The 6,155-nt window shown below is 67.1% G+C and carries 3 protein-coding genes and 1 pseudogene; all 4 read right to left on the bottom strand.

Annotated features, from left to right (window positions below; genetic code table 11):
- A partial coding sequence (locus FXN61_RS46465) for a translocation/assembly module TamB domain-containing protein (protein WP_167980195.1) occupies positions 1–1,739 on the bottom strand: 1,739 nt, incomplete at its 3' end.
- A gap of 25 nt (positions 1,740–1,764) precedes the next feature.
- Positions 1,765–2,454, bottom strand: coding sequence for a response regulator transcription factor (locus FXN61_RS54960; RefSeq protein WP_167980194.1), 690 nt, complete (start codon positions 2,452–2,454; stop codon positions 1,765–1,767).
- Positions 2,455–2,594: 140 nt separating this feature from the next.
- Positions 2,595–5,834, bottom strand: a complete 3,240-nt coding sequence (locus FXN61_RS46455; RefSeq protein WP_246293130.1) for a GH92 family glycosyl hydrolase — start codon at positions 5,832–5,834, stop codon at positions 2,595–2,597.
- Between the two features lie 76 nt (positions 5,835–5,910).
- Positions 5,911–6,155 (bottom strand): annotated as a pseudogene (locus tag FXN61_RS46450) (nucleoside hydrolase); the annotation flags it as partial.

Below are 6,155 nucleotides of genomic sequence, written 5' to 3'. Positions count from 1 at the left end.
CCGGGACGGGTGGCGACCTGGCCCGCCGCCCAGCCCAGGAAGCCCGCCATCGCCAGCACCAGCAGCAGCGCGCCGGCGGTGCGGCGGGCCCGGTAGCCGTAACCGGCCAGCGCGCCCCACAGCCAGTGGAACCACTGGGTCAGGGGTCCGCCCAGGGCCTTGGGGTTCCGGCGGCGGAGATCCGTCTGCTGTGCCATGAGGATCTGGCGGACGGTGCCATCGTGCCCGGCAGCCCGTTCCACCGCGGCCAGGCGCTGGTAGGCGGAGGCGTGGTAGGCGGGAGTGTGGCGGCGGATCAGGTGCAGCCACTGCTGCCAGTCCCATCCCGGCCCGAGGGAGGCGTAGGAGAATTCGTCCAGCCGCACCTGACGCCGGTGTGAGCAGCGCACCTCGTGATTGAGGCACATCAGGGCGGGCGGCAGTGTCACGGACGTCCCGACGACCACTTCCTGCAGGTCGAACACCGGGCCGCGCCCCGCTTTCACCTGCACGTCGACCTCGCTCCAACCGTTGAGCCGGCTGATGCGCGCTCCGCTCAGCGCAACGGCACCGCTGTTGCCGTTCCCGATCAGACGAGTCGGGTCCTGCAGGACCAGCTCTCCGTCGACATGCACTTGCTCGGCGCAGACCGCGGGGCCGATCGAGTTGGTGACCACCACGTCCCGGAAGTCCAGAGCTCCGGCGATGTGGCCGCTGATCAGGTCGATCGCGCCGGTCGTGTCGCGCGCGGTGAGCCGGCCCCCGTTGTGGAGGAAGAGGCTCTCGCCGACATCGACGCTGTTCGCGTTCAACGCGGGACCTAGATCGTTGCAGACCTCCGCCTCCAGCTCGAGGTTCCCGCCGATGCGGGCGCCGGCCACGTCGATCGCGCCGTTCTTGCCGTGACCGCTGATCTTGACGTCCTTCCCGAGAAACACGCTGCCGCCGACGCGGGCGCTGTCCACGTCGAAGCCGCAGCCGCTTCGGTTGGTGATCTCGGCGTCGCTCAGGCTGATGTTCAGGACCACGTTGGCGTTGCCCAAGGAGACCGCGGAGCCTTCGCCGTGTCCAACGGCTCGGAAACCGTTCTCCAGAACTGCGGAGCCCTGGATGCGGATGTCGTCGGCGTTCAGGGCGGGGCCGGTGAGGTTCGTGAGCCGGACGTGGTCGTCCAGCCTGAGATCTCCGGCGATGGAGGCACTGCTCAGGTTGATCGCACCGTCCTCCCCGTGCCCGGTGATCCGGATCTTCTTTCGCATGAACACGGCACCGCCGATGCGGATCCGCTCGGCGTGGAACGCACTGCCGGCTTTGTTGGTGAACGCCACGTCGTTCAGACTCAGGTCTCCTTCGATGTGGCTGCCGACCAGCCTGATCAGGCCGTCCTTGAGGCTGCCCTCGACCTGCAGACCGCCCTCCAGGTACAGGTCGGCGTCGATGTGGACGCCGTCTGCCTGCAGCCCCACGCACTGTCCGCCGTGGAGCGTCAGGGCCCGCAGGTGGGCGTAGCGGGCTTCGATCGGTTCGTCGATGACGCAGTCGTGCAGGTACAGGCTGACGGATGCAGTCACGCGGTCGAGATCGAACGCGCCTTTGATCCGCGCACCCTGCAGCTGCACGCCGCTGGGGTCCAGTTCGCCGTGCCTGCCGAGCAGCAGCTCCCTGATCAGTTCGGCGCGCACCGCCGGAGCCGAGGCCGGGCACACCAGCAGCTCGCCGCGCTGGGCGTACTCGATGAGCCGCTTCTCGAACTCGGTCACATTGGTAAATCCCCTGGTGAGGGCGTTACGTTAGCAATCCGAGCCGCTGCGCTTCCGAAAGTGCCTGGGCCCGGTTGTGCACCCGGAGCTTGAAGAACAGCTGACGCTGTTCCGACTCCACGGTCTTCACCGCGATCCCCAGAGCGTGCGCGGTCTGCCGCACCGACTCACCCCGAGCGATCGACGCCAGGATGTCCTGCTCCCGGTGGGTGAGCGCAGGAACGTCGTCGTGCAACACAGCGCCACGACAGGGAACCCGGATGAGCCCGAGCCGCGCCACCACAGCGGCCGCCTGCACCCGGCTCTGCACGCCGAGCTTGGCGAAGATCCGTCGCTTGTGGTTCACGACGGTGTGCGGCGAGAGTTTCAGCGCGGAAGCGACCAGCACAGCGGACAGTCCGGAGCAGACGTAGGTCAGGACTTCCATTTCGCGGTCGGTCAGCGCGCCCGGCGCGACACGGCGCAGCGGGGTCAGCGGAACGCGCTCCAACTCCGCCCGCAACGAGGCGAGTCCGCAGGTGGGACAGAGGTGAACGAGTGGAAATTCCGGTACGAGGACCGGTTCCAGCTGACCCACAACGACGTCAGGTGGCCTGAGCCTGCACAGCAGAACGAGGTCGTCGAGAGTGCAGGCGGTGCCCACGACGAGCCAGCCGGGCAGCGCGTCGAGCCAGCACGCGACGGCGTCGGCGGTGAGCCGTTCCCATGAATGCACTGCGATCCTCGTTGATCGCACGCTTTTGGGCATGGCGCCTCACGCTCACAGCGAGGTGGCGGCACTTGGGCTTACGTCACAAGATAGGACGTGGGTGGTTCCCGTCGCCAGCGCGACGAGAACCACCCACGTTCGACGAACTAGCCGAGCGCGACGGCGAAAATGTGCATGTTGACATCGTCCGGCAGCACGACGCTCGCGAGCGTCTTGCCTTCCGGAGCCACGTACGTCTTCGTGGCGAAGATGTGCGTGGCGACCCTCTCGTTGCCGCCGCCGAGCTGGTTGCGGTACGGCGTGGTCGCGATGACCACGTTGCCGTAGCTCGGTGTCTGCCCGCCGCCGCCGAGCGTCCAGTCGCTGAGGCCGATCTCGACAGGTGCGCTGGTGCCGTCCGTGAACGTCACCGTGGCGGTCTTCGTGCGCGCCCCGTTGGCTGCCGAGCCCACGAAGGCGAGCCGGGTTCCGGACAGGGCAAGCGTTTGCTTCGCCGCGGTGGCGTTGTCGGGCCTGCCGGGAGGCGACGAAGGCCACGTGAACGTCAGGCCGTCGACGGTGCTCGTGCCACCCGGCGGAAGGCCTGCCGTGGCCAGTGCTTCACGTGAGTAGCTGTAGCCGCCGCCGTCGAAGTCGCCCTCACCGTCGGCGTCGGCGGAGGCACCGACGTTGTTCACGGCGGCGAGCATGCTGCCCGCCGGCGCGACCTTCACCGTCTGCGGCAGCACGACGGGCTTCGCGGCGCCCTCGACGTTCACCGTGACGGTGAAGTCGTAGAAGCCTTGTGCGGTACCGGCTTCGGCCGAGATCGTGAACTCCGACGGCACGGCACCGGTGGTGGGAGTGAACTTGAGCGCCTCCGGTCCGGTGATCGTGTAGGTCGCCTTCGGGTCGCCGTCGTACAGCTTGACCGAGTTGACCTTCGCCGTGAGCGACTTGCCGGGCTCGACCACGAGCTGACGCGGCTCGACCGTCAGGTAGTACGGCTGGTTGTGCTTGATCGGCTGCTCGCCCTCGCGGAACGACGGTGGCGCATCCGAAGCACCCGTGCCCCAGGTGGAAGGCGACTTGCCCAGCACGAAGTCCAGCTTGCCGCCGCGTTCCACGAACGACTCGGGCAGCCAGGTCTTCGACGACGAGCGGCCGTTGACCTTCAACGACTGCACGTACTTCGTGGCGGTGTTGGCCTGGGGCGCGTTGATCGTGATGTCCTTGCCGCCACCGCGGTTGATCTTCACCGACGTGAACAGCGGGCTGCTCAGCGCCAGCTCGGCGCGTGACGGCACCTGCGGGTAGATGCCCATCGACGTGAACACGAACCACGACGACATCGCGCCGAGGTCGTCGTTGCCGGGAATGCCGCCGGGGGCGTTCTTCCACAGCGTGGTGATCGTCTCGCGCAGCGTCTCCTGCGTTTTGGCGGGTTGGCCGGTGTAGTTGTAGAGCCACGGCACGTTCACCGACGGCTCGTTGTCCAATTCGGACTTCGCGCCGCCCTTGCCCGTCAGAGCCCAGCTGCCGTCGGCGTTGTGGAAGAAGTCGTCCAGCCGCTTGTTGGCGCGCTCGCGACCGCCCAGCGACTCCACGAGCCCGGCGACGTTGTGCGTGACCATCCACGTGTACTGCGCGCTGCTGCCCTCGACGAACCCGTTGCCGGTGTCCGGTGTGAAGTCCTTGACCCACGTGCCGTCGGCGTTGCGGTTGCGGATGTAACCGCCGGTGCTGTGCGCGACCGGGTCGAAGTTGTTCTGCCACCACTGCGCGCGTTCGGCGAACGTCTTGGCGATCTGCCGGTCACCGGTGCGGGCCGCGAGCTGGCTGATCGCGAAGTCCGCCGCGGAGATCTCCAAGGTCTCCGCCGCGCCACCCCACGCGTTCGACACGGACGGCATGTACTTGTGCTTCAGGTACTTGTCGAGCGACGGCCGCTGCCCGACCGACATCACGGCCCAGCCGTCCTTGCTCAGGTCCAGGGCCGTGGGCACGGTCGCGGCCTTGACCAAACTCCGAAGCGAAGACCTGATGTCGTACTTGTCGCCGCCGAACGCCGAGATGGCGGCCAGCGCGATGGGCGCGGGGTCGCCGTTCATCACGTGCGTGCCGCCGTTGTTGTGCGACCAGCGGTCCCAGACGCCGTTGTTCTGCTCGGCCTGGTTGAGCAGCGACTGCGCGATGTCAGAACCGATCTGCGGCTCCAGCAGCGTCACGAGCTGCAGCTGCGAGCGGTAGACGTCCCAGCCGGAGAAGGTGCCGTACTGGGCCTTCTGCCGGTTCTTGTTGATCTTGTGTGTCTTCCCGTCGAACCCGGCGTACTCGCCGTTGACGTCGCTGAACAGGTTGGGGTGCAACAGGGAGTGGTACAGCGCGGTGTAGAACTTGGTCCGCTCGTCATCGGAGCCGCCGCCGACCTCGATGCGCTTGAGCTGCTTCTGCCACGCGATGTAGGCGTTGTCCCTCATGTCCTCAATGGACTGTCCCTTGTTCTCCGCCTTCAGGTTCTGCTTGGCGTTGTCGAGGCTGACGTAGGAGATGCCGACCTTGACCCCGACCTGCGAACCGGGCGCGAACCCCAGATAGGCGCCGGAACCCTTGCCCAGCACCGGCCATCCATTGGTGCCGTACGTCGTGCCGCCCTTGGAGTTCACCGAACCGGGGCTGACAACGTTGTCCTGGTACGTGCCGACCTCGGTGAAGTCCTGGTCGAACTCCGCCACGAAGTGCAGCGTGTAGTAGCTGCGGCGGCCGACCTGGTTGATGTAGCCGCAGAAGTTGCCGGCGGTGACACTTCCGGTGATCGTCCGCTTGTCCTTGTCGATCACGGTCTGCGCGTCACTGCTGCCGACCTGCGACTTGGACGTGTTGATCAGCACCGTCGCTGGCTTGTCGGCGGGGAAGCTGAAGCGGGCCGCACCGGTGCGTTCGGTGGCGCTGAGCTCGGCCTTGGCACCGGACTTGAGCGTCACGTCGTAACGGCCGGGCTTGGCCACCTCGTCCGCGTGCGCGAACTCGCTCGCGTAGACCGAGTCGGTCGCGTCGGTGGTCGGCGACGTGGTGACGGTGCCGACGTGCGGGAAGATCGGGATGTCGCCACTGCCGCCCGCGCATCCCGTCCCGGACATGTGGGTGAGGCTGAAGCCGCGGATCTTCGTCGCGTCGTACCGGTAGCCGCCGGGAGCCGCGGCGCGCAGGGTGTTGCCGCGGGACGCCTCGGGGCTGAAGGAGAACATGCCGAACGGCACGACCGCGCCGGGAAACGTGTTCCCGAGGTTGGTCGTGCCGATGAACGGGTTCACATGTGCCGCCGGATCCGGCACCACCTGAATCTGGGGCTGAGCGGAGGCAGGGACCACTCCGAACGTCATGGCCACCGCCACCGCAGCTGTCATGAGGACTCTTCGCTGCATGGTCGCGGACCCTACTTACCGTGCCCGTGCAACCCCAGAGAGCGACGCGAAGTTGTCGTCAAACGGACAACCGCTGCTCCATGAAGGCCCTCAGCGCGGGCCAATCGGTGTCTTCCGCGACCTCTACCTGGTGCTTTCCTTCGACGAGCGCCCCTTCGTCGTCGACGTCGAGCAGGTGGGTGGTTGTTTTCAGGCTGCCGGGGACGATCGCCTCGGCCACCGCGACGGCGTCGTGGATGTAGATGCCGGTGTTCTCCGACCGGTTGGCCAGATACGCCCGGTAGGTGCCGGTGAGATTGCTCA

The organism is Lentzea indica (genome assembly GCF_012184385.1).
GTDB classification, from domain to species: Bacteria; Actinomycetota; Actinomycetes; order Mycobacteriales; family Pseudonocardiaceae; genus Lentzea; species Lentzea indica.
Note: the sequence above shows the minus strand (reverse complement) of the source record. Positions and strands in the feature narration are given on the sequence as shown.